The organism is Streptomyces massasporeus, assembly GCF_014648995.1.
Taxonomy (GTDB): domain Bacteria; phylum Actinomycetota; class Actinomycetes; order Streptomycetales; family Streptomycetaceae; genus Streptomyces; species Streptomyces massasporeus.
This window is the reverse complement of the sequence record NZ_BMSE01000009.1, coordinates 205194-225818: the sequence shown is the minus strand read 5'-3', so window position 1 is coordinate 225818 and position 20625 is coordinate 205194. Positions and strand designations below refer to the sequence as shown.

The 20625-nt window shown below is 72.4% G+C and carries 20 protein-coding genes, 1 pseudogene and 1 riboswitch; of the genes and pseudogenes, 12 read left to right on the top strand and 9 right to left on the bottom strand.

What is annotated here, in order from left to right; all coding sequences use genetic code 11:
* Window positions 1–11: 11 nt before the first annotated feature.
* Window positions 12–392 carry a winged helix-turn-helix transcriptional regulator gene (locus IE153_RS21455; RefSeq protein WP_189591483.1) on the bottom strand — a complete coding sequence of 127 codons (381 nt, stop codon included), beginning with the start codon at window positions 390–392 and terminating at the stop codon, window positions 12–14.
* Between the two features lie 91 nt (window positions 393–483).
* Between IE153_RS21455 and IE153_RS21450 the strand changes: the two genes are divergently transcribed.
* Together IE153_RS21450 and rarD are read left to right on the top strand one after the other, a co-directional pair.
* On the top strand, window positions 484–1338 hold the full coding sequence (locus IE153_RS21450; RefSeq protein WP_189591482.1) for an SDR family oxidoreductase: 855 nt from the start codon (window positions 484–486) through the stop codon (window positions 1336–1338).
* 123 nt (window positions 1339–1461) lie between these two features.
* Window positions 1462–2475 carry an EamA family transporter RarD gene (gene rarD / locus IE153_RS21445; RefSeq protein ID WP_308432200.1) on the top strand — a complete coding sequence of 338 codons (1014 nt, stop codon included), beginning with the start codon at window positions 1462–1464 and terminating at the stop codon, window positions 2473–2475.
* Between the two features lie 80 nt (window positions 2476–2555).
* Here rarD and IE153_RS21440 read toward each other — a convergent pair.
* Window positions 2556–3635: pseudogene (locus IE153_RS21440) on the bottom strand (MFS transporter); the annotation flags it as partial.
* A gap of 167 nt (window positions 3636–3802) precedes the next feature.
* Here IE153_RS21440 and IE153_RS21435 point away from each other — a divergent pair.
* The gene (locus IE153_RS21435; protein ID WP_189591480.1) at window positions 3803–4252 is read left to right on the top strand and encodes a winged helix-turn-helix transcriptional regulator; all 450 of its coding nucleotides are present in this window, start codon (window positions 3803–3805) and stop codon (window positions 4250–4252) included.
* Here IE153_RS21435 and IE153_RS21430 read toward each other — a convergent pair.
* A complete protein-coding gene (locus IE153_RS21430; RefSeq protein WP_189591543.1) occupies window positions 4239–4814 on the bottom strand; it encodes a CGNR zinc finger domain-containing protein in 576 nt (191 codons plus the stop codon). The two genes, IE153_RS21435 and IE153_RS21430, sit on opposite strands and share 14 nt — an antisense overlap.
* Window positions 4815–4883: 69 nt before the next feature.
* Here IE153_RS21430 and IE153_RS21425 point away from each other — a divergent pair, with 69 nt between their 5' ends.
* Both IE153_RS21425 and IE153_RS21420 read left to right on the top strand, forming a co-directional pair.
* Window positions 4884–5357 (top strand): VOC family protein, encoded by a 474-nt coding sequence (locus tag IE153_RS21425; RefSeq protein ID WP_189591479.1) that lies wholly within the window; start codon window positions 4884–4886, stop codon window positions 5355–5357.
* A gap of 217 nt (window positions 5358–5574) precedes the next feature.
* Window positions 5575–6525 (top strand): M28 family metallopeptidase, encoded by a 951-nt coding sequence (locus IE153_RS21420; RefSeq protein WP_189591478.1) that lies wholly within the window; start codon window positions 5575–5577, stop codon window positions 6523–6525.
* 15 nt (window positions 6526–6540) lie between these two features.
* On the opposite strand, the gene IE153_RS21415 is transcribed toward IE153_RS21420, so the two are convergent.
* A complete protein-coding gene (locus tag IE153_RS21415; RefSeq protein ID WP_189591477.1) occupies window positions 6541–7941 on the bottom strand; it encodes a tetratricopeptide repeat protein in 1401 nt (466 codons plus the stop codon).
* Window positions 7942–8100: 159 nt separating this feature from the next.
* On the opposite strand from IE153_RS21415, the gene IE153_RS21410 reads away from it, so the two are divergent.
* The 3 genes from IE153_RS21410 to IE153_RS21400 all read left to right on the top strand — a co-directional run bounded on the left by IE153_RS21410 (window position 8101) and on the right by IE153_RS21400 (window position 10444).
* Window positions 8101–8604, top strand: coding sequence for a DUF6668 family protein (locus IE153_RS21410; RefSeq protein WP_189591476.1), 504 nt, complete (start codon window positions 8101–8103; stop codon window positions 8602–8604).
* A 50-nt stretch (window positions 8605–8654) separates the two neighbouring features.
* Window positions 8655–9779: an amidase family protein gene (locus tag IE153_RS21405; RefSeq protein WP_189591475.1), complete on the top strand. Its 1125-nt coding sequence runs from the start codon at window positions 8655–8657 to the stop codon at window positions 9777–9779.
* 83 nt (window positions 9780–9862) lie between these two features.
* Complete coding sequence (locus IE153_RS21400) at window positions 9863–10444, top strand: flavodoxin family protein (RefSeq protein WP_189591474.1); 582 nt, start codon at window positions 9863–9865, stop codon at window positions 10442–10444.
* A 3-nt stretch (window positions 10445–10447) separates the two neighbouring features.
* Here IE153_RS21400 and IE153_RS21395 read toward each other — a convergent pair whose 3' ends face one another.
* From IE153_RS21395 to IE153_RS21380, 4 genes are all read right to left on the bottom strand, one after another.
* Window positions 10448–11362 (bottom strand): ABC transporter permease, encoded by a 915-nt coding sequence (locus IE153_RS21395; RefSeq protein ID WP_189591473.1) that lies wholly within the window; start codon window positions 11360–11362, stop codon window positions 10448–10450.
* Window positions 11349–12335 (bottom strand): ABC transporter ATP-binding protein, encoded by a 987-nt coding sequence (locus IE153_RS21390; RefSeq protein WP_189591472.1) that lies wholly within the window; start codon window positions 12333–12335, stop codon window positions 11349–11351. Before IE153_RS21390 ends, IE153_RS21395 begins: the two co-directional genes overlap by 14 nt.
* A gap of 41 nt (window positions 12336–12376) precedes the next feature.
* Window positions 12377–13618 carry a LolA family protein gene (locus IE153_RS21385; RefSeq protein WP_189591471.1) on the bottom strand — a complete coding sequence of 414 codons (1242 nt, stop codon included), beginning with the start codon at window positions 13616–13618 and terminating at the stop codon, window positions 12377–12379.
* A 231-nt stretch (window positions 13619–13849) separates the two neighbouring features.
* Window positions 13850–14860: a polyprenyl synthetase family protein gene (locus IE153_RS21380; protein WP_189591470.1), complete on the bottom strand. Its 1011-nt coding sequence runs from the start codon at window positions 14858–14860 to the stop codon at window positions 13850–13852.
* 500 nt (window positions 14861–15360) lie between these two features.
* Window positions 15361–15538: riboswitch (cyclic di-AMP (ydaO/yuaA leader) on the top strand.
* 3 nt (window positions 15539–15541) lie between these two features.
* Between IE153_RS21380 and IE153_RS21375 the strand changes: the two genes are divergently transcribed.
* Window positions 15542–16321 carry a transglycosylase SLT domain-containing protein gene (locus IE153_RS21375; RefSeq protein ID WP_189591469.1) on the top strand — a complete coding sequence of 260 codons (780 nt, stop codon included), beginning with the start codon at window positions 15542–15544 and terminating at the stop codon, window positions 16319–16321.
* Here IE153_RS21375 and IE153_RS21370 read toward each other — a convergent pair.
* On the bottom strand, window positions 16285–17133 hold the full coding sequence (locus tag IE153_RS21370; protein WP_189591468.1) for an HAD family hydrolase: 849 nt from the start codon (window positions 17131–17133) through the stop codon (window positions 16285–16287). The two genes, IE153_RS21375 and IE153_RS21370, sit on opposite strands and share 37 nt — an antisense overlap.
* 186 nt (window positions 17134–17319) lie before the next feature.
* Here IE153_RS21370 and IE153_RS21365 point away from each other — a divergent pair, with 186 nt between their 5' ends.
* Genes IE153_RS21365 through IE153_RS21355 form a run of 3 tightly spaced genes read left to right on the top strand, consistent with a single transcriptional unit; the run spans window position 17320 to window position 20624 of the window.
* Window positions 17320–18390 carry a GNAT family N-acetyltransferase gene (locus tag IE153_RS21365; protein WP_438817929.1) on the top strand — a complete coding sequence of 357 codons (1071 nt, stop codon included), beginning with the start codon at window positions 17320–17322 and terminating at the stop codon, window positions 18388–18390.
* Window positions 18391–18411: 21 nt separating this feature from the next.
* Window positions 18412–19785, top strand: coding sequence for a glycosyltransferase family 2 protein (locus tag IE153_RS21360; protein ID WP_229829097.1), 1374 nt, complete (start codon window positions 18412–18414; stop codon window positions 19783–19785).
* Window positions 19782–20624, top strand: a complete 843-nt coding sequence (locus tag IE153_RS21355) for a polysaccharide deacetylase family protein (protein ID WP_229829096.1) — start codon at window positions 19782–19784, stop codon at window positions 20622–20624. Before IE153_RS21360 ends, IE153_RS21355 begins: the two co-directional genes overlap by 4 nt.
* Window position 20625: the final 1 nt, after the last annotated feature.

The window sequence follows — 20625 nt, the reverse complement described above, 5'->3', positions numbered from 1 at the left end:
GCCCGGGCCGCTTACGAAGCGGCCCGGGCCTCGTCGTACGCCCGGCGGGCCTGCTCCACCTCGTCCATGCGCTGGTGCGTCCAGGCCGCGAGGGCCTTGACCTGCTCGGCGGCCTCGCGGCCCAGGTCGGTGAGGGAGTAGTCGACGCGCGGCGGGATGACGGGCCGGGCGTCCCGGTGGACGAGTCCGTCGCGCTCCAGGGTCTGGAGGGTCTGGGTCAGCATCTTCTCGCTGACGCCCCGGCCTCCGAGGGCGCTGATCGCGCGGCGCAGTTCGCTGAAGCGGTAGGGGCGGTCCAGAAGCTCGGTGAGGACGAGCACGCCCCAGCGGCTGGTCACGTGCTCCAGGACCAGGCGGTAGGGGCACAGGGCTTCACTACTACTTACCGACATGCCAGTACCTTACTTCAAAGTGGGTACTTTCGAAGAGTTAGCGCATCCCTTAGGGTTAGTGCCAACGCACCCCACAAGGAGAGTTCTCACCATGAGCATCGTCGTCACCGGAGCCACCGGACACCTCGGCCGCCACGTCGTGGAGCAGCTGCTGGAGGAGGTCCCCGCCGGGCAGATCACCGCGGTCGTCCGCAACGCCGAGAAGGCCGCCGACTTCGCGGACCGCGGGGTGAAGATCGCGCTGGCCGACTACAACGACCCCGCCTCCTACGACGGCCTCTTCTCCGCCGGCGACAAGGTGCTGCTGATCTCCGGCAACGAGTTCGACAAGGGCCGGGTGCAGCAGCACAAGGTCGTCATCGACGCCGCCAAGGCCGCCGGTGTCGCCCTGCTCGCCTACACCAGCGCCCCCGGCACCCTGACCGCCGCGCTCGCCGACGACCACCGCGGCACCGAGGAGATCCTGCTGGACTCCGGTGTGCCCTACGCGCTGCTGCGCAACGGCTGGTACCACGAGAACTACACCGAGAACCTCGCCCCGGTGCTGGAGCACAACGCGGTCGTCGCCGCCGCCGGTGAGGGCAAGGTCTCCTCCGCTTCCCGTGCCGACTACGCCGCTGCCGCCGTCGCCGTGCTGACCGGTGAGGGCCACGAGAACAAGACGTACGAGCTGGGCGGCGACACCCCCTGGAGCTTCGCCGAGTACGCGGCCGAGCTGAGCCGGCAGACCGGCAAGGAGATCGCCTACAACGCCGTCTCCCCCGAGGCCCTGGTCGGCATCCTGACCGGCGCGGGTCTGCCGGAGCCGTTCGCCCAGATCCTCGCGGGTGTCGACGCCTCCATCGAGAAGGGCGAGCTGGTCGTCTCCAGCGGCGACCTGTCCCGCCTGGCCGGCCGCCCGACCACCCCGTTCGCCGAGGCCATCGCCGCCGCGCTCAAGGGCTGACACTCCCCGCGTCACACCACCCCCGGACTGTCATGACCGTATGCCGATACGGACATGACAGCCGGGGGCGCTCGGCGTTACCGTCGTCCACGCGGACACACGCCAGGCGCGAAGGAGGGGCCCGTGACCGGCAAGCCGAGGGGTGAGCGGCACATAGGACTGCTGAACGGCTTCGCGGCCTACGGGATGTGGGGGCTCGTCCCCCTGTTCTGGCCCCTGCTGAAGCCGGCCGGCGCGGTGGAGATCCTGGCCCACCGGATGGTGTGGTCGCTGGTCTTCGTGGGCGCCGCCCTGCTGGTGATGCGCCGCTGGGCCTGGGCCGGTGAGCTGCTGCGGCAGCCCCGCAAGCTGGCGCTGATCACGGTCGCCGCGGCGGTCATCACCGTCAACTGGGGCCTGTACATCTGGTCCGTGAACTCCGGGCACGTGGTCGAGGCCTCTCTCGGATACTTCATCAACCCGCTGGTCACCATCGCGATGGGCGTGCTGCTGCTGAAGGAGCGGCTGCGGCCGGTGCAGTGGGCGGCGGTCGGGACCGGCGTCGTGGCCGTCGTCGTGCTGACCATCGGCTACGGCCGGCCCCCGTGGATCTCGCTCTGTCTCGCGTTCTCCTTCGCCACCTACGGGCTGGTGAAGAAGAAGGTGGGCCTCGGCGGCATCGAGTCGCTGGCCGCCGAGACCGCGATCCAGTTCCTGCCCGCCCTCGCCTTCCTGGCCTGGCTCTCCGCCCGGGGTGACTCCACCTTCGCCGGCGAGGGCGCGGGGCACGCGGCGCTGCTCGCCTCGGCCGGCATCGTCACCGCGCTCCCCCTGGTCTGCTTCGGCGCGGCCGCGATCCGCGTGCCCCTGTCCACCATCGGCCTGCTCCAGTACTCGACGCCGGTCCTGCAGTTCGTGCTCGGCATCCTCTACTTCCACGAGGAGATGCCGCCGGAGCGCTGGGCCGGGTTCGCGCTGGTGTGGCTGGCGTTGACGCTGCTCACCTGGGACGCCTTGCGCGCCGCCCGCCGGGCCTCCCGGACACTGACCAGCGAGATCAGCGTGCCGAGCACCACCAGGGCGACCGGCACGGTCAGTGCCGCGCGGAACGCCGAGAGCGTGGCCTCCGGGCCGGACCCGGTGGACGCCAGGCCGTAGACCGCGGTCACCGCCGAGATGCCGATCGCGGCTCCGAACTGGGTGGCGGTGGTCAGCAGCCCGCCGGCCAGGCCCTGCTCCGACTCGGTCACCCCGTCCGTCGCCGCGATCGTCAGCGGCCCGTAGGCCAGGGCGAACGCGAAGCCGGAGAGCAACAGGGTCGGGAACATCATGGCGTAGGACCAGTCCATGCCGACCGGCAGGAACAGCGCGTACGAGGCCACGGCCAGGACGAAACCGCCGGTGATCACCCGGGCGTTGCCGAAGCGGGCGACCAGTCTGGGCGTGAGCGTCGGCGCCAGGACGGCGTCGATGCCCATGACGACCAAGGCCACCGCCGTCTGCAGGGACGACCAGCCGCGCAGCTCCTGCAAGTAGAGCGTGACGACGAACTGGAAGCCGAAGAAGGCGCCGAGGAAGAGCAGCGCCCCGAGGTCGGCGCGCACGGCCGGGCTCCAGCGCAGCATGCCGAGCCGGACGAGCGGGTCGGGGCAGCGGCGCTCGACCGCGACGAAGACGCCGGCCGTGATCACCGCCGCGAGGCCCGAGGCCAGGGTGAGCGGCCAGTGGTGCAGGCCGTGCTCCAGGCGCACGACGGTGTAGGCGGCGAGCAGCATGGCGCCGGCGGCGGTGATCGCGCCGGGCAGGTCGAAGGTGCGCCCGCGCTTGGGCGGAGCGTCGCGCCGCGGGATCAGCCGTACGGCCGCGAGGAGCAGGGCGGCGGCCAGCAGCACGGGGGCGAAGAACACCCAGCGCCAGCCGATCTCGGTGAGCAGGCCGCCGATCACCAGGCCGAGGGAGAAGCCGGCCGCGCCCGTCCCGGCGAAGACCAGCAGGGCCTTGTTGCGCTGCGGGCCCTCCTCGTACGACGTGGTGATCAGGGAGAGCGCGGCCGGGGTCATGAACGCGGCGGCGACGCCCGTGACGAACCGGGCGACGATCAGCATCCAGCCGCCCGTCGCGAAGCCGCCGAGCCCCGAGAAGGCGAGGAAGACGGTCAGCCAGAGCAGGAACATCCGCCGCCGTCCGAGCAGGTCGGCGGCCCGCCCGCCCAGCAGGGTGAAGCCGGCGTAGCCGAGCACGTAGGCACTCATCACCCAGGCCGCGGTGCCGGTGGCGAGGCCGAGATCGGCGCGGACGGCCGGGATCGCCACCGCCATCATCGCGACGTCGATGCCTTCGAGGAAGATCGTTCCGCACAGAACGAGCAGTAGCGCCCAGGCACGGGTGCCCATGAGTCAACACTCCTCCGGTAAGGGGCGGTTACGCAAGTGAGGGTCGGTTCCCTCTTGTAACCACGGCCCACCCTGCGGCAGCATCGACAGACATGGAAGAAGGCACTTCTGAGTCACCGAGTCACTGCGAGAGCACCGTGGACCACGGCGACGCCGATCCCTTCCAGTGGGACACCCGCGAGGACTGCCAGGTCCGGCAGATCCTCGACCGGATCGCCGACAAGTGGTCGCTGCTGGTCATCGCGCTGCTGGACAACCGGCGGCTGCGCTTCACCGAGTTGCGGCGGGAGATCGACGGTGTCAGCCAGCGGATGCTGACGGTGACCCTGCGCTCACTGGAGCGGGACGGCATGGTGAAGCGGACGGTGCACCCGGTGGTTCCGCCGCGGGTGGAGTACGAACTGACCTCCCTCGGCAGGACGCTGCACACCACGATCCAGTCCCTGGTGACCTGGACGGAGGCGCACCAGGAGGAGATCGCGGCGGCCCGGACCGCGTACGACACGCGTGCGGCTCAGGCCCCGGAGGCTACGACTCCGTAGACGTGTGGCGGGCGCGGTGCGCCCGGACCTTCTCGCGGTTCCCGCAGTGCTCCATCGCGCACCAGCGGCGGCGGCCCGGGCGGGAGGTGTCGACGAAGAGCAGGTGGCAGTTGTGGGCGCCGCACTCGCGGACGCGGTCGGCGTGGGGCCCGGTGAACAGGTCGATCGCGTCGCGGGCGACGGTCGCGAGCAGGTGGGTGCCGGTGGCGCCCGGGGCCCAGGCCCGGGCGCCGTCGGGCTCGATGCGGGCGATGAGCGGGGGCGCGGCGGCAGCCGCGTTGACGACGTCCAGTTGTGCGGCGCGCAGGGGGCGGCCGTGGGCGCGATCGGCCGCGAGCAGGAACACCGCGTCGCGCAGGGTGCGGGCCCGTTCCAGTTCCGCGGCGGAGACGGTGAGGTCCAGTCCGTCCGGCAGCCGGCTGCGCCCGGCCCAGGTGACCAGGTCGGCGGGTTCGTGCAGCACTTCCCAGCGGGCGAAGGCCCCGGGGCCGCCCGTGACCGTCAGCTCCAGGCACAGGGTGCCGGGGTCGAAGCGGTAGGGCTTGCCCTGGCCCGAGACCAGTGTCAGACCGGGCGTTCGATCCGGCGTTTCCCCTGCGCGTCCACTCACCTAACCAGTATAAGTGGTTACATGACGCAGACACCCGCATCACCGACTCCCGTGCACTGGAAACTGGTCATCGACGCGAACGACCCGCACGCGCAGGCCGACTTCTGGGCCGCCGCCCTTCACTACGAGGTCGAGGACAACAGCGCCCTGATCGGGAAGCTGCTCGGCTTCGGCGCCCTGCCGGAGGAGGCCACGGTCGAGTTCCACGGCCGCCGCGCCTTCCGGGACCTGGTCGCCGTACGGCACCCCGAGGATCCGTACGAGGAGGAGAGCGGGACCGGGCTGGGGCGGAGGCTGCTGTTCCAGCGGGTGCCGGAGGCGAAGACGGGCAAGAACCGGCTGCACCTCGATCTGCACCCGGGCGAGGGACGCCGCGACGAGGAGGTCGCACGGCTGGAGGGGCTCGGTGCCAGTGCGCTGCGGCGGGTGAAGGAGCAGGGCGGCGAGTGGGTCGTGATGGCGGACCCGGAGGGGAACGAGTTCTGCGTGCAGTGACGCGGGGACCGGGTGATACGCCCTGTGACACGGCCGCCGGCGAGACCGAGTGCTGCGCCCCGTGACGCGGGCGCCGGAGGCCTGCGCTCCGTAACTCCCTGGCCAAATACGTACCTTGACGGAGAGTCAGTACCAGCTTCACCATCCAGGCACCCCATTCACTGTGGGCGGCCCGTGGACACCCCACGGGCTTCCCGACGGAATCCGGAGCCCCCACATGAAGCTCTCCGTTTCCGCGCGCGCCGTCGCCGCAGGCGGCATGGCAACAGCCATGCTCCTGACCGGCGGTGCCGTGGCCGACGCCGCGTCGTCCGCTCCCCCCAGAGCGGCCGCCGCGCCGGACATACCCGTGGCGAACGTCAAGACCCACCTGTCCCAGCTGCAGTCCATAGCCACCGCCAACGGCGGCAACCGGGCGCACGGCAGGGCCGGCTACAAGGCCTCGCTCGACTACGTGAAGGCCAAGCTGGACGCCGCCGGGTACACCACCGCGATCCAGCAGTTCACCGCGTCCGGCCGCACCGGCTACAACCTGATCGCCGACTGGCCGGGCGGCGACGCGAACCAGGTCGTGATGGCCGGCTCGCACCTCGACAGCGTCTCCTCGGGTGCCGGCATCAACGACAACGGCTCCGGCTCGGCCGCCGTCCTGGAGACCGCCCTGGCCGTGTCCCGGGCGCAGTTGAAGCCCACCAAGCACCTGCGGTTCGCCTGGTGGGGCGCGGAGGAGCTCGGCCTGGTCGGCTCCCGCTACTACGTCAACCGGCTGGCCACCGGCGACCGTTCCAGGATCAGCGCGTATCTGAACTTCGACATGATCGGCTCCCCGAACCCCGGCTACTTCGTCTACGACGACGACCCGGCGATCGAGAAGACCTTCAAGGACTACTTCGGCGGCATCGGCGTCCCGACCGAGATCGAGACCGAGGGCGACGGCCGCTCCGACCACGCGCCCTTCAAGAGCGCGGGCGTGCCGGTGGGCGGTCTGTTCACCGGGGCGAGCCGGACGATGACGGCGGCGCAGGCGGCCAAGTGGGGCGGTACGGCGGGGCGGGCCTTCGACCGCTGCTACCACTCCTCCTGCGACACCACCGCCAACATCAACGACACCGCCCTGAACCGCAACAGCGACGCCCTCGCGTACGCGGTGTGGGAGCTGTCGGAGTAGCCCCCGGCGCAGCGCCTACGGGGTGCGGGCGGCGCGTTCGGTGAGACGGCCCATACGGGCGCGGGCCGACTCCAGCTGCTCGACCTCCTCGGCGGCCGGGCCGTCCTCGGCGGCGAGCTCCGTCCACAGGCCGATCAGGTCGCGTCCCAGCTCCAGCCCCAGCGCCGGGTCGCGCACCGCCCGCCAGGCGGTGGCCGCGCTCTCCACGTTGCCGTAGGCGGCCTCCGCGTCGCCGGCCCGGCGGCGGGCACCGGCCAGGTCGAGCGACAGCCGGCAGGCGCGGAGCGGGTCGCCCGCCAAGTAGGCGATGTACGCGGTGAGTTCGCGCAGCCGGAGCACCTCGGGGTGCTCCGGCCCCAGCGCCCCCGACGCCTGCACGACGGTCTGCTCCGCCAGCCCGGCGGCGTCCTCGATCCTGCCTTCCTTCACCGCCTCGTTGATCCGCCCGACCGGCTCCGCGAGGAGCGCGGGCGCTCCGGGGTCGCCCGGGGCGGTGAGGGGTTCGTCCCCGAGCACGGCCTCCGCGACGGCGTCGAAGCCGCGCGGAGGGGTGGGCTTGGGGTCGGGGTCGGCGGCGATCAGGGCGGGGTCGGGGACCGCCCCGGGTCGCGGAGCCGGGGGTTTTTCCGGAACGGGGAGCGGCCTCGCGTCCATGGGCGGGGGCGGGCCGAACGCGCCGGTGGGCGGCGCGACGGTGCCGGGCGGCATGGCCGCGCCCGGGGCCGGTGGCGCGTCCTCCGGGACGGGCTCCGCCGACTCCGGTACGGCGCCCAGCTCGAACGTCGGCACGGGTTCATCGGCCGGCTGCGGCTCGGGCACGGCCCGCAGCGGGAACGTCGGGGCCGAGCCGGACTCGTGCGGCGGGCGCAGCACATGCGTGGCGCTGTCTTCGCGCGCGGGCCGGGGCTCGGGCGCCGGGGCGCCGCCGCTCCGGGCGTGCTCCGGCTCGGGCGGCGTCATGGCGTCGGCGCCCCGGGCGTGCTGAGGCTCCCGCGGCTGCACGGCGTCGGTGCCCCGCGCGTGCTGGGGCTCCGGCGGCAGGTCACCACGGACGTGCCGCGGCGGCTCCGGCGGGGCCGTGGCGACCGGCTCGGCCGTGAAGTGGCTGGAGCCGTCCGGATCGACCTGGAGCGGGACGACGTACCCGATGCGCTCGTCTCGGATCGTGGCGAGGACGGGGTGGCCGGTGGCGAGGGCGATGTGGTGGAGGCGGTTCAGGACGGCCCGCTGGATCTCCTCACCGGGGGCCGCGAAGACCGGGACGCCACCGACGGAGGCACCGTCGGACACCCCGCCGACTCCCCCTCCCACGTCCGTTCCGGCCCCGGGGACATGGACGTCGATCGGCGCCGCCGGGGTCGCCGCGCGTGCGGCCTGCTTCTGTTCCCGCTTCTTCTCGCGGCTGAGTCGCGACATCGTCCCCTCACTCGGCGTCGTACACCTACGGTCGAGTGTGTCCGCTCGCCCCCGTTTCTCACGTCACTACGGTGTCACAGGCTCGTCCCAAGGGCCGTCGGCCCCGGCTCGGTCGTGGTGACGGGCATGAAGACCGGGCGTACGAGGGAGGAGAGGGGCATGCACACAGGCATGCGACAGGGACCGGAGATCTGGCTGCGCGGCCCGGTGACGCCCCCGGAGCCGGTGCCGCCGGAGCCCGCGCACGCCCATGCCGCGGCCCGGCGTTTCTCCTGGGTCGGCACGCACGGCGGCGCGGGCGCCTCCACACTCGCCGCGGTCTACGGCGGCCAGGACTGCGGCCGGTCCTGGCCCGGGCCCGGCGATCCCCCGTCGGTGCTGCTGGTCGCGCGGACGCACGCGGCCGGGCTGGACACGGTCGCCGGGGCGGTGGAGATCTTCCGGCGCGGCCGGGCTCCGCAGGGGCTCGACCTGGACGCCGTCGTCCTCGTGGCGGACGCCCCGGGCCGGCTGCCGCGCCCGCTCGCCCAGCGGGTCAGGGCGCTGGAGTCGGTCATCGACGTCTACCGCGTCCCGTGGGTGCCGTCCTGGCGGCTCGGCGAGCTCGGGCACCCGCCGCGCGAGACGGAGGCCCTCGCCCGGCTGACGGGAGCGGCACGCTGACGGCCGTCCCCGGGCCGGCCGCACCCCTGCCCGGCGCGCCCCTGTCGGCCGTGGAGATCGCGGCGGGTGTACGGGCCCGGGAGCTGCGCGCGACGGACGTGGTCGCGCAGGCCCTGGACCGGATCGAGCGGACCGATCCGCGGCTGTGCGCGTTCGTCGAGGTGTGGGGCGAGGAGGCGCTGCGGCGGGCGGGTGAGGTGGACCGGCGACTCGAACGGTGGGGCGCGGATCCCTCCCTTCCGCTGGCCGGTGTGCCGGTCGCCGTGAAGGGGCGGCACGGGCTGCGCGCGGCGGGTCCGCTGCTCGCGGCCGGGGCCGTGGCCGTGGGGGCGACGTCCGTGCCCGGGCCGGGCACGCCCTGGCAGACCTGGGGGCTCGGGGCCCGGGGCCGTACCGTCAATCCGTGGCGGGCCGACCGTACGCCGGGCGGCTCGTCGGCCGGGGCGGCGGCGGCCGTGGCGGCCGGGTTGGTGCCGCTGGCGACGGGCGGCGACGGGGCCGGGTCGGCGCGGATCCCGGCGGCGTGGTGCGGGGTGGCCGGCCTGAAGACCACGGCCGGGCGGCTGCCCTCCGCCGACCGTACGGGGCTCGCGGTCCCCGGTGTGCTCGCCCGTTCCGCCGCGGACGCGGCGACCTGGTGGCAGGTGGCGGCAGGCGAGCCGGAGCCCGCCCTCCCCGCCCTCCCCGTCACCGCCGTCTGGTCCCCCGACCTCGGTTTCGCCGGGTCCGATCCGGAGCCGGTCGCGCTCGGCCGGGCCGCGGTGGAACGGCTCGTGGCCGCGGGTGTCCTACGGCTCGTACGGCCGCGGATGCCGGTGCGGCTCATGGATCCCGGGCCCGCGTGGCTCGCGCTGCGCACGCCCGGCGCCGACCCGGCCGGGGCCCACCGCGTCCGGGCCGAGAACGACCGGCGGCTCGCCGCGCTGTTCGCCGACGCCGAGCTGCTGCTGACGCCCACGGCCCCCACCTCCCCGCACGGCCACGAGGGGCCCGGGGACCGCTACTCCACCTCGCTCACCTGGGCGTTCAACCTCAGCGGACACCCTGCACTGAGCCTGCCCGCGGGGTTCGGCGCCGACGGCTGCCCGGCCGGGCTTCAGCTGGCCGCGCCGCACGGGCGGGAGGCACTGCTGCTGGCCGTGGCGCGGGAGACGGAGGCGCGGACCGGAGGCTGACGGGCACCCCTGGCGGATTTGAATGCGCACGCATATGATGCATACGCGTGTTATCGCCGTACGCCTTTCTTCTGGGGGACACCATGACCCGCCGTTTCCTTTTCGTCCTGGGCAGCGCTCGTGCCGAGGGCAACTCCGAGCTGCTGGCCCGCCGGGCCGCCGAGCAGCTGCCCGCGGACGTCGAGCAGGAGTGGATCGACCTCACCGAGATCCCCGTGCCGGACTTCGAGGACCTGCGGCACGACAGCGACCACGTCCGCCCGACCGAGGGCAACGTGGCCCGGCTGCTGGACGCCACACTCGCCGCGACGGACATCGTGATCGTCTCGCCCCTGTACTGGTACTCGGTCTCCGCACAGACCAAGCGCTACCTCGACTACTGGTCGGGCTGGCTGCGCACGCCCGGCCTCGACTTCAAGGCGACCCTGGCCGGCCGCACCCTGTGGGGCGTCACCGCCCTCGCGCACACGCAGGAGGTGGTCGCCGACCCGCTCGTCGGGACGCTCCACAACTCCGCGGCGTACATGGGGATGCGCTTCGGCGGGGTGCTGCTCGGCAACGGCAGCAAGCCCGGTGACGTGCTGACCGACGACGCGGCACTGACCCGCGCCAAGACCTTCTTCGAGCAGGAGGCACCCCTGGCCAGGTTCCTGTACGAGGACTGAGCGTTACGCGGTGACGTCCTTCGCCGCGAAGCGCGCCCACGCCGCCGATCCGAACACCGCCGCATACAGGGCCTGGAGGCCCAGGTTCTTCGTCAGGTCGTCCCAGTAGACCGGTTCGCGCATGAGGTCGGCGAAGGAGAGCCAGTAGTGGGAGAAGAAGTACGGCTGGAGGGCGTGCAGTTGCGGGATCTGGTCGAGGATCTGGACCGTGATCAGCAGGCCGACCGTGGTCGCCATCGCCGCGATGCCGCTGCCCGTCATGGTGGAGACGAACAGGCCGAGCGCGGCGACACCGATCAGTGACGCGGCGACGGCCAGGGCGATCAGCAGGGCTCTGCCCAGGCCCTCGGCGAAGCTGATCTGCGTACCGGAGATGGTCGTCAGATCGCCGAGCGGGAAGAGCAGCGCGCCGACCGTCAGCGCCGACACGGCGACCACGAGTGTGGCGGCCAGGCAGAAGACGACGACCGTCGCGTACTTGGTGAGCAGCAGGCGGCTGCGGCCGGCCGGGGCGACCAGCAGATAGCGGAGCGTGCCGGAGTTGGCCTCGCCGGCGATCGCGTCTCCCGCGACGACACCGATCGCCATCGGCAGGAAGAACGGGAGCGTGGCGGCCAGGGCGGTGAAGACGAGGAACAGGCCGTTGTTGGTGATCTGTGAGATGAAGGCCGGTCCGCCGCCGCCTCCGGGGCCTGCCGAGGAACCGTCGCCGGTCTCGATCTTCACCGCGATGCCCACGAGGACGGGGACGGCCGCCAACACCGCCAGCAGGGCCAAGGTGCGCCAGCGGCGGAACGTGGTCAGTAGTTCGTTGCGGAGGAGGGTGGCGCGGAAGGTCGTACGGCGGGTGCGGGCCGTCTGTGGCCGGTCCCGCAGTTCCCCGCGCCCCTGAGGGGCGCTCAGATCAGCCCGCGACATCGAAGCCCTCCCCCGTCAGCGCCACGAACGCGTCCTCCAGCGAGGCCCGTTCGACCGTGAAGCCCCGCACGCGGACCCCGGCCGTCACCAGCGCGGCATTCACCTCGGCGAGGTCGCGATCCGGTGGTTCGCCGGTCACCCGGTCGTCGGTGACGACCACGTCGCCGACGCCCTGCTCCTTCAGCACCCGGGCCGCCTCCGCCGGGTCCGGCGTGGTCACGACCAGCCGGCCGCGCGCCCCGGCGGACAGCTCGGCGACCGGGCCCTGTGTGATCAGCCGGCCCTGCGCCATCACGGCCACGTGGGTGCAGACCTGCTCGATCTCGTCGAGGAGGTGGGAGGAGAGGAAGACGGTCGTGCCGTCCGAGGCCAGTTCCCGGACCAGGGCGCGGATCTCGCGCATGCCCTGCGGGTCGAGACCGTTGGTCGGCTCGTCGAGGACGAGCAGCCGGCGCGGCTGGAGCAGCGCGGCCGCGAGGCCCAACCGCTGTTTCATGCCCAGGGAGTACGCCTTGGCCTTCTTGCCCGCCGCGGCCGTCAGGCCCACCCGGTCCAGGGCCGAGGCGACCCGGGTGCGCCGGGTGCGAGGGTCGGCGGCCGGGTCGGCGCTGTCGTAGCGGATCAGGTTGTCGCGGCCGGAGAGGAAGCCGTAGAGGGCGGGGCCCTCGATGAGGGCGCCGACGTGCGGCAGCACGGCGCGGGTCGCCCGGGGCATGGGCCGCCCCAGCACCCGGGCCGTGCCGGAGGTGGGCTCGATGAGGCCCATCAGCATGCGGATGGTGGTGGTCTTGCCGGAGCCGTTGGGGCCGAGGAAGCCGAAGACGCTGCCCGCCGGGACGGTCAGGTCCAGTCCGTCGACGGCGAGCTGTCCGCCGCGGTAGCGCTTGGTGAGCCCGCGGGTGGCGATGACCGGTTCCCCGGTCTCGGCCCGCGCCTCCCTCCGCTCCGGTTCCGCTGCGGACACCTCGCCCATCGGCTTCCTCGTTCTCTCGACGTCCCGTACGCCTACGGGACCTACTTCCCGGCGTCGGCCGCCTTCACGAGCGCGTCCTTGGTGACCAGGCCGGCGTAGACCTTGCCGTCGTCGGTGACGAGGGCGTTGACCAGGCGGGTCGAGAAGACCGTGCCCGAGCCGAACTCGCCATGGACCTTGTCGCCGAGCGAGTCCATGAAGCCGCCGAGGTCGCCGCCGGCACCGCCGGAGGGCACGCCCTCGCCGCCGGTGTCGAAGGTGGCGATGGCGTTCCAGCCCTCGCCGATGGTCTTCATGCCGTCGAGGCCCTTGCCGAAGTCCTCCCCGGCCTTCGGGACGTGTTCGCGCGCTCCGCCCTTGTCGAAGGTCGTGCCGGGGGCCTTCTCCGAGTCCTTGCCGGCGTCCTTGTCCTCGGTGACCTTCGCGCCCTTGGGCGGGGTGAAGTCGAAGGTGGAGGCGGCCGGCTTGGCGAAGTCGACCTTCGTGAAGCCGACGTCGATCACGGCCGCGCCGCCGCTCGCCGGGGTCAGGGTGAACTTCAGCGGCATGCCGGTCTTCGCGTCCACGGCGACACTGATCGCGCCGACCGTCGAGCCGGACTGCTTCGGCTTGACGACGAGCTTGTAGGCGTCCCGGCCGGCGACCTGGGCGGTGCCGTCGACGGTCACGGAGGTCGTGTCGTCGACCGCCTTCAGGGCCTCCTCGGCGAAGTCCTTCGGCGTGGCCGGCGGCTGCTGGTCCTTGCCGTGCTCCGGGCTCTTCGAAGAGGTGCCGTGGTAGACCTCGTTGGACTTGCTGTCGTAGCCCCAGACGTCCTTGCCGTTGTGGATGATGCTGTACTCGGCGGCGTTCTCCAGCAGCGACAGCTTCTGCCGGTCGGGGCCGTCGGCGGCGACGCGCAGGGTGTGCGTGCCGGAGGCGAGTTCGGTGAGCTTGGCCGTCGGGTCGGCGGAGGAGCCGCCCTCGCCCTGGCCCGCGGCGCCGGACAGCAGGCCGGACTCCAGGCCGCCGAGGTTCGGCAGGCCGAGGTCGGTGCTGATCTTCACCGTCCCGGACAGCTGCTGGACGTCCGACTCGGCGATCTTCTCGATGAGCTGCTGTGCGGTGATCTTCGGGAGGTCGGGGTCACCGGAGTCGGCGAGTGCGGGGACCAGCCCGATCGTCGCGGCCGCCACCCCTATCACCGTGACCGGGACGACGTACCGCGCGGCTTTGCGCCGCCCGGAGCGCTGCTCGTCGACCTCCCCGGCGGTCGTGCTGTCGTCGGATGCGTACGGTGCCATGTGTGCCCTACCTCCGTGGTCGGCGGCGGCTGTCCGTGTCGTGCACGCACTCGTCCCTGAGCCGCCATTCTCACCCGAACAGGTGAGGAGTGGTGTTTTCCGTGGTCACCATCTGACCAAATCGGCCAGGGAGATACGTCAGACCCCGGGCTCAACTCCGTGTACTGCTGGGGTATGACACGGAGGGGCGGCTTCTCCCCCGACCCGTAGGGGTCGTACGGGGGAGACGTGCTAGCCGGCCCGGTGCACCACCGCGTCGCACAGCTCCAGGAGCGCCGCCTTCGCGGTGCACTCCGGCAGCGGTGCCAGCGCCGAACGGGCGTCCTGGGTGTAGCGGACGGTGTCCTGCCGGGCCTGCTCCAGCGCCGGGTGGGCCCGCAGCAGGCGCAGGGCCTCGGCATGCCGTGCGTCGTCGGTGAGGTCGGAGTCGAGCAGCTCGCACAGGGCGATGTCCTCGGCGAGCCCGAGCCGGGCCGCCCGCTCGCGCAGCCGCAGCACCGGCAGCGTGGGGATGCCCTCGCGCAGGTCGGTGCCGGGGGTCTTGCCGGACTCGTGGGAGTCGGAGGCGATGTCCAGGACGTCGTCCGCGAGCTGGAAGGCGACGCCGAGCCGCTCGCCGTACTGGGTCAGGACGTCCACGACCGTCTCGTCGGCGCCGGACATCATCGCGCCGAACCGGCACGACACCGCGACGAGCGAGCCGGTCTTGCCGCCCAGCACGTCCAGGTAGTGCTCGACGGGGTCGCGGCCGTCCTGCGGTCCGGCCGTCTCCAGGATCTGGCCGGTCACCAGCCGCTCGAACGCCTCGGCCTGCACCCGCACGGCCTCCGGGCCGAGGTCGGCCAGGATGTGCGAGGCGCGGGCGAAGAGGAAGTCGCCGGTGAGGACCGCGACGGAGTTGCCCCAGCGGGTGTTCGCGCTCGCGACGCCGCGGCGCACGGCGGCCTCGTCCATGACGTCGTCGTGGTAGAGCGTGGCGAGGTGGGTCAGCTCCACGACGACGGCCGACGGCACGATGCCGGGCGCGTGACGGTCCCCGAACTGGGCGGCGAGCATCACGAGCAGCGGGCGGAACCGCTTGCCGCCGGCCCGGACCAGATGCTGGGCGGCCTCCGTGATGAAGGGCACCTCACTCTTGGTGGCCTCGAGCAAGCCTTCCTCGACAGCCGCCAATCCGGCCTGGACATCGGCTTCCAGAGCCTGGTCCCGCACGCTCAGCCCGAACGGCCCGACGTCGGTCACGAGGGGTCTCCTGTCTGCTGTGTCTGCCGGTGGTTACGCGGATTGTCGATAGGTCGCTGCCCTCACTCGAGTCAGCGTATCCGGTCACGTTTCGATCACCGCCAGCACCCATGGCTACAGGCCGGGTGGTATCCGATCACGACCGTTATGTTTTCGATCAACCCATAAGAACAGATATTTATCGACTTACCCAGGGGTAGCGAGTTATGCACGATTTGCCGTGATGAGTCGGCGAATTCCCCTTGGCGGAAATTGCCCTACGAACTCGTGATCAGTGAGTTGAATCACTCCTTCCGCTTTTCCCCTCCCCGCGACAGCGGCCCCTAACGCCTTCCCCTGAAAGCCAGTTGAGCCTTGGCTCCCGCAAAGGATCAAGCGGCCCAAACACCCCCGACCAAGGTCAACCGCGCGATATGTGACTGAGGTGCTTGTTCCCGACATGTGCTCTCGCATACGTTCCGGCCCTGTCCGGCGGACGCCTAATCCTGCCGCCGCCCGGACTTCCCACGGAACCGACTCACTCACGCAGGGCAGGAGCGGGGGACCCAGGTAAGTCGCCGGTCCGCACAGCGGCACGGCTCGGGGTGAAGCCGCGCACGGCACACAGCGCCGTACGCGGCCGGGCACCTCCCGGCCCGAACCCGACAGCTCACCTCGCAGGCGCCGGAGAGGAACATCGCCATGGCCGCACGAGGCAAGCACCGTCGCCCCAGAACCAACCCGCTGACCCGAGGCATCATCGCCGCCGGTACCGGCGGAGCAGCACTCACCCTTCCGCTTCTCGGCGCCACCCACGCGAGCGCCGCCGAGCCCCAGAGCGCACCCGCCGCAGCACAGTCCGTGCCGCGGGCGGCCCAGCCCGCCAAGTCCCTCACGTACACCGTGGTCAAGGGCGACTCGCTCGCCCGCATCGCGGACAAGTACGACGTCTCGGGCGGCTGGAAGCAGCTCTACAAGGACAACCGCGCTGCCGTCGGCGACAACCCGAAGCTGATCCACCCGGGTCTGAAGCTGACGGTGAAGACCACCAAGACGGACGCGGCGAAGAAGACGGCGACCACGTCGTCCGCCCCCGCCAAGCCGGCCGCCAAGCCCGCCGGCGGTGTCGCCCAGGCCACCCAGGCGTCCGCGAAGACCTACGCGAACAACCTCGACGGGTGGATCCGCGAGTCGCTGGACATCATGGCGCAGAAGGGGATCCCGGGCTCCTACGACGGCATCTACCGCAACATCATGCGCGAGTCGTCCGGCAACCCCCAGGCCATCAACAACTGGGACTCCAACGCCGTCGCGGGCACCCCGTCCAAGGGCCTGCTCCAGGTGATCGACCCGACGTTCGCCGCCTACCACGTGGACGGCACCTCCTTCGACCCGTACGACCCGGTCGCCAACATCACGGCGGCCTGCAACTACGCGGCCGACCGCTACGGCTCGATCGACAACGTCAACGGCCCGTACTGAGCCGTACCGCCCAGCAGTCGCTCGAGGACGACGGCGATGCCGTCGTCCTCGTTCGACAGGGTGACCTCGTCGGCCACGGCCTTGAGTTCGGGATGGGCGTTGGCCATCGCGACGCCGTGGCCGGCCCAGTCGAACATCGGGATGTCGTTGGGCATGTCGCCGAAGGCGATGGTGTCGGCCGGCCGCAGCCCCAGATGCTCGGCGGCCAGCGCCAGACCCGTGGCCTTGGTGATCCCGCACGGCTGGAGCTCGACCGTGCCGGGCCCCGACATCGTCACCGTCGCCAGCGAGCCGACCACCGAGCGGGCCGTCGCCGCCAACTCGTCGTCCGACAGATGGGGATGGCGCAGCAGCACCTTGCTGATGGGCTCGCCCCACAGCTCCTCGCGCCGGTCGACCCGCACGGCGGGCAGGGTCGGGTGCGGCATCAGATACCCCGGCTCGATCAGCGTGAGCCCGTCGACCCCGTCCTGGTCGACCGCCGCGTACACCTGCCCCACCTCGGCCTCGATCTTGCCGAGGGCGGTCTCGGCCAGCTCCCGGTCCAGGGTGATGGACCACAGCAGCCGGTCCGCGCCGGCGTCGTACACCTGAGCGCCCTGCCCGCACACCGCGAGCCCCGTCGCGCCGAGGTCGTCCAGGAGCGGCCGCACTCTCGGCGCCGGCCGGCCCGTCACCACGAGGTGCTGGGCACCGGTCTCCGCCACCCGCGCGAGCGCGGCGAGGGACCGGTCGGAGAGGGTGTCGTCGCCGCGCAGCAGCGTCCCGTCCAGGTCGGTGGCGATGAGTGAATATGCGAGGGGTGCGGCCATGATCAGAGAATACGGACAGTGCGGCCCTTCGTTTCATCGCACGGTGGATGCCGATTGCCCGGTTGAAGGCCTCTGCACCAGTTGGCAACAACATGCTCCGCTACCTACCCGTGGGGCCGCATAGAGCGGTACCTTCCAAGTGTCCAGGGGGGACTTGATCGGGGGGTCGGGTTGAGCAGTGGGCGCATTCGCGTGGCTGGGCCCGGGGAGCTCGGCGAAGGGGAGAGGGAGCGCTGGCGTGCGCTGCGCGCCGCCTCGGAGGCACCGCGCAACCCTTTCATGGAGCCGGAGTTCACCGAAGCCGTCGGCCGGGTCAGGCCCGGGGCCCGGGTGGCCGTGGTGTACGAGGGGCCGGAGCCGGCCGGCTTCCTGCCCTACGAGCGGGGCCGGTGGGGCCAGGGCCGGGCGATCGGGCTCGGCGTCTCGGACGCGCAGGGCGCGATCCTGCGGCCCGGCCTCGACCTGGAGACGGGCGAACTGCTGAGGGCCTGCTCGCTGTCGAGCTTCGCCTTCGACAATCTGGAGGCCGAGCAGCGGCTGTTCGTCCGGTACGCGGCCGAGGAGTACGCCACCTACGTCATCGACGTGGAGAAGGGCTACGAGACCTACGAGTCGGTGCTGCGTGCGCAGTCGCCGAAGTTCCTGAAGACCACGCTGGCCAAGGAGCGCAGGCTGGGCCGGCAGGCCGGCGAACTGCGCTTCGTGTTCGACGAACGCGATCCGGCCGCGCTGCGCACGCTCATGGAGTGGAAGTCCGCGCAGTACCGCAGGACCGGCCGCCGGGACCGGTTCGCCCAGGAGTGGATCACCCGGCTCGTCGGGCAGCTGGCCGGGACCCGGGCGCCGGAGTGCAGCGGCACGCTGTCCGTGCTGTACGCCGGTGAGCGGCCCGTCGCCGCGCACTTCGGGCTGCGTTCGGCCTCGGTGCTGGCCTGCTGGTTCCCGGCCTACGACCCGGAGTTCGCGAAGTTCTCACCGGGTCTGGTGCTGCACCTGCGGATGGCCGAGGCGGCGGCCGCCGAAGGGATCGGCACGCTCGACCTGGGGAGGGGCGCGGCCGAGTACAAGGACGCGCTGAAGACGGGCGAACTGCCCGTGTACGAGGGTGCGGTGACCCGTCCGGGGGCGGGCGCGGCACTGCACTGGCTGAGCCGCGAGCCGGCACGCCGCGCGCACAGCTTCGTCCGCGGCAGGCCTCGGCTCGCGTCGCTGGCCGCGCGGACGCTGAAGGGCGCGGCCCGGCTGCGCCGTACCTGACTTCACGAGGGGGGTGGGCGCATGGCCCGTTCGGCGCGTGCGCAGGAGGAGATACGGCGGTTCCTGGACATCGGAGCGGTGCAGGTCGCCGAGCTGGACCTCGACGGTGACGAGGCGGTGCTCAGACCCGGCCCGGGGAGTCCGCCCGTGACGCACGGAGAGGTGTTCGTCCTGGTCAGGAGGGGCGGCCGGCCCGTGGGCACGCTGCTCGGGCGGGTACCGGAGGGGGCGGATGCGAAAGCCGTGCTGGCGGAGCGGGCGCGGGCGGAGTGCGGGCCGGCCGTCTTCGGCGGACCCGGTCAGCCGCCGTTCACGACCGTCGTCGTCGCGACCCGGGAGCGGGCCGGGCAGCTGGCCCGGGCGCTGGACTCGCTGCTGGCGCAGGACCATCCGCGGTTCGAGATCGTCGTCGTCGACAACGCGCCGGTCACGGACGAGACGCGGGAGCTCATCGAGCGGAAGTACGCCGAGCGCGTGCGGTACGTCTGTGAGCCCGTTCCGGGGCTCGCAGCCGCCCACAACGCCGGGCTGGACGCCGTGCGCGGCGAGGTGGTCGCCTTCACCGACGACGACGTGGTCACCGACCCTCGCTGGCTGACCGAGCTGACCGCGCCCTTCGCCGCCGACGCCGGACTCGGGTGCGGCACCGGGCTGATCCTGCCGGCGCGGCTGACGACCCCGGCCCAGGTGCTGCTGGAGAGCCACGGCGGCTTCGCGAAAGGCTTCACTCCAAGGACGTACGACCCGGCGCGTCCGCCGGGCGACGAGCCGCTGTTCCCGTTCACGGCCGGGCGGTTCGGCTCGGGCGCGAACATGGCGTTCCGCACGGCGGTGCTGCGTTCCGTCGGCGGTTTCGACCCGGCCACCGGGGCCGGCACGGCGGCCCGGGGCGGCGACGACCTCTACGGCTTCGTCCGCGTCCTGGCCCAGGGCCACCGGCTGCACTACACGCCGTACGCCCTGGTGTGGCACCACCACCGGGAGACCTGGCGGGATCTGGAGACTCAGGCGTACGGCTACGGCGCCGGGCTCACGGCGTACCTCACCGCGGTGCTCGTGAACCGGCCCGCGTTGCTGCCGGCGTTCCTCGCGAGGCTGCCCCGCGGCCTCGCCCACGCCCGCACTCTGACGGCCGTGCGCGACACGGACGCGGCGGGCGGCACCGGCGCACCGGGCGACCACGACGAGCGGACGCATCCCTGGCCGCGGCGGCTGTCGCGGTTGCAGCGCCGGGGGATGGTCTACGGGCCCGTCGGCTATCTGCGGGCGCGGTACGCGCTGCGCGCGGCGGTTCGGGAGCAGAGAGCTGAGCGGGCGAAGACCGCTCAGGGGGCGAAGACCGCCCTGCGGGAGCAGGCCGCTCAGGGGGCGAAGACCGCTCAGGGGGCGAGATGACGACGTCGGCACGTACCCGTGGTGAGGGGCCGATATCGCCCTCGGGCACCCCGGCCATCCCCGTTTTCCTCTACCACGCGGTGATGGACGACCCGCCGGAGTGGATCGCCGAGTTCACGGTCACGCCACGGCAGTTCGCGGCGCATCTCGACGTCATCGCCGGCAGCGGGCGTACGCCCGTCACGATCAGTACGGTCGCCGATCATCTGGCCGGTCGGGCGCCCCTGCCGCCCCGGCCCGTGCTGCTCACCTTCGACGACGGGTTCGCCGATCTGCCCGGCCCCACCGCCGAGGTCCTGGCCGCACGCGGGCTGCCCGCCACCGCCTACCTCACCACCGGCGCCATCGCCCCGGGCGGCCGCAGTCTGCTGCCGCCCGCCCCGATGATGACCCTGGCCCGGGCGGCGGAGCTGGAACGTTCCGGCATGGAGATCGGCAGTCACACCGTCACGCACGCGCAGCTCGACACCCTGTCCGCCAAGGCCCTGACGTACGAACTGCGCACCTCCAAGGCGGTGCTGGAGGACGCCCTCGGGCACGAGATCCGGCACCTCGCCTATCCGCACGGCTACAACAGCCCCCGGGTGCGGGCCATGTCGGCCCGGGCGGGCTACGAGACGGCGACCGCGGTGCGGCACGCGCTCAGCTCCGACCGCGACGAGCGGTACCGCATCGCCCGGCTCATCGTCCGGCGCACCCACACCGTCGCCGACGTCGAGGGCTGGCTGGCGGGGGCGGGCGCGCGGGTCGCGCCGTACCGCGACGGGCCGAAGACGATCGCCTGGCGCTGGTACCGCCGGGCCCGTGCGGTGGTGCACGGGCCCGAGTTCGCGGGGTGAA